General features: G+C 36.6%; 1 protein-coding gene and 2 pseudogenes. 2 read left to right on the top strand and 1 reads right to left on the bottom strand.

The genetic code is table 11. The features are described from left to right. A partial coding sequence (locus tag CBG25_RS09095) for a transposase (RefSeq protein ID WP_290603799.1) occupies positions 1-263 on the top strand: 263 nt, incomplete at its 5' end. Between the two features lie 139 nt (positions 264-402). Beyond that, positions 403-1353, top strand: a pseudogene (locus CBG25_RS09090) (hypothetical protein); the annotation flags it as partial. 70 nt (positions 1354-1423) lie between these two features. On the opposite strand, the pseudogene CBG25_RS09085 reads toward CBG25_RS09090, so the two are convergent. After that, a pseudogene (locus tag CBG25_RS09085) lies at positions 1424-1651 on the bottom strand (NfeD family protein); the annotation flags it as partial. Positions 1652-1772 lie beyond the last annotated feature (121 nt).

Here is a 1772-nt window from a genome sequence, read left to right as displayed (position 1 = left end):
AGGCAAACGGCTATAGGAGCCAGATTCAGCGTAAAGGCCATCGAAACAAACCGTTGTCCAAGACTCAGCAAGGGCGAAACCACAGGATTGCAAAGACTAGGGCACGGGTTGAACATGCATTTGCGGCGATGGAACAAATGGGTAGAAAACTGATCCGCACCATTGGACAGGTGCGCGCTAATTTTGCCATGACGATGATGGCAGCATGTTACAACCTAAAGCGGTTGGCGTACTTCCAGAGCGCGTGCATCGTGGCTTTCTGACGCCCAGAATGGGTCAAATGGCCCTAGCCAGGGCAATGTGCGATAGAATCAGTAACGTGATAATCAAAAAAAATCTAATTATTTAGAATGAAAGCCAAGGGTTAATTGAAAATCTTGAGTTTTTCGAGGTGCCCATCACTTTATAGAAATTAATGAGTCACGAGTTAAACGGCTATTAAGCGGAAACAAAGACTATGCGACTTACATGGGAATTTTGGATAAAATCAAAGATCTTTTTCGTACTGAGAAAAAGTCAGTTGCCATTGAAAGACTTTATGATTTTATTCACAATCATGAGCAAAGCCACGTTGAAGAAGGGGTAGAAAATTCAGACTCTTTTAAGGAGATAATTGATGCTTTTGACAAATTGAAATCCCTATCCAACGAAAATGACAGAAATTTATTTCGCATTGAAAAAAATCATTATAATGGAATAGATTTTCACATTGGCTCTGTTTTAATTAAGTCTTTAGATAATTGTTTACCAAGCTATCATCTGTATAATTTAAATAATAATTCAGAGATAAAAAAGTCAATTAGTGAAGCTGTTCAAAAAGAAATAATACCTAATGAACACAACTCATCTATACGAAATTTAGTTATAGACATGATTAGACAAGGCAGAAATAGCGCGATAGACGGTAAACTGTTGTCTAATAATACAGTATCGGGTAAAGAAGAAACGACTAAATTAATTAATGCTTTTTATCTTAGTTTAACAAGACCTCAACAGATTGCATTGGTAGAAGTTAGCTCACAAAGTGGATATGCTCATATTTTTAATGCATTAATATCCATCCAAAATGACTTTTGGAAAAATTTTTCCCCTTTAGGATTATCACCGGCAACCGTCATGTATCATAATTCAAACTCCTCAGATATTACCGTTATTCAAACTGTACGTCGTATACCAATGAATGAAAAATACCAAGAGGCACAATCAGCTTCAACAGAAGTAAATGGAATAGAGGATATGTATCCCGTGATACAAATGGATGTCGCATTTACTATTTCTAGCGATGGAAAAATTGATTGTCCATTATTTCATGTTAGTAATAAAATAACACCGCAACGCTATTCATTAGCATAATCTAGATGGGGATAAAATTTTTGAAAATTTCTAAGTGTTAAATTTTTACGTTTTATATTATTTTTTCAGGCTACTTAATAACTGGCCGGACATTAAGAGTATTTCCATTAATCGAAATGACTTCCACCTCAGTACCCGCACTCAGTTCAATGCTACAATAAATACGCCAACTCCCATCTGCAATGCTCACACGACTATAACCATTATGAGTCGGTTCGATTAGCGTTGCTCGTAAGCCTATCATTTGTTGATCCCGTTGATTTAACATCCCTTGCTGTGGTTTACTCATTTTATTTAACTAAACTTGCGAAATTCTCCTTCCTGAATGTTAATTGCGAGTAAAACGAGCTTTTAGCATTAGGTGGGAGATGGATAGCAAACAGCTCGAAGAGCTGTCATTTCTCTGGCCTTTCTTGTTT

The sequence above is a fragment of the Arsenophonus sp. ENCA genome (assembly GCF_002287155.1).
In the GTDB taxonomy this organism is placed as follows: Bacteria; Pseudomonadota; Gammaproteobacteria; order Enterobacterales; family Enterobacteriaceae; genus Arsenophonus; species Arsenophonus nilaparvatae.
Note: the sequence above shows the minus strand (reverse complement) of the source record. Positions and strands in the feature narration are given on the sequence as shown.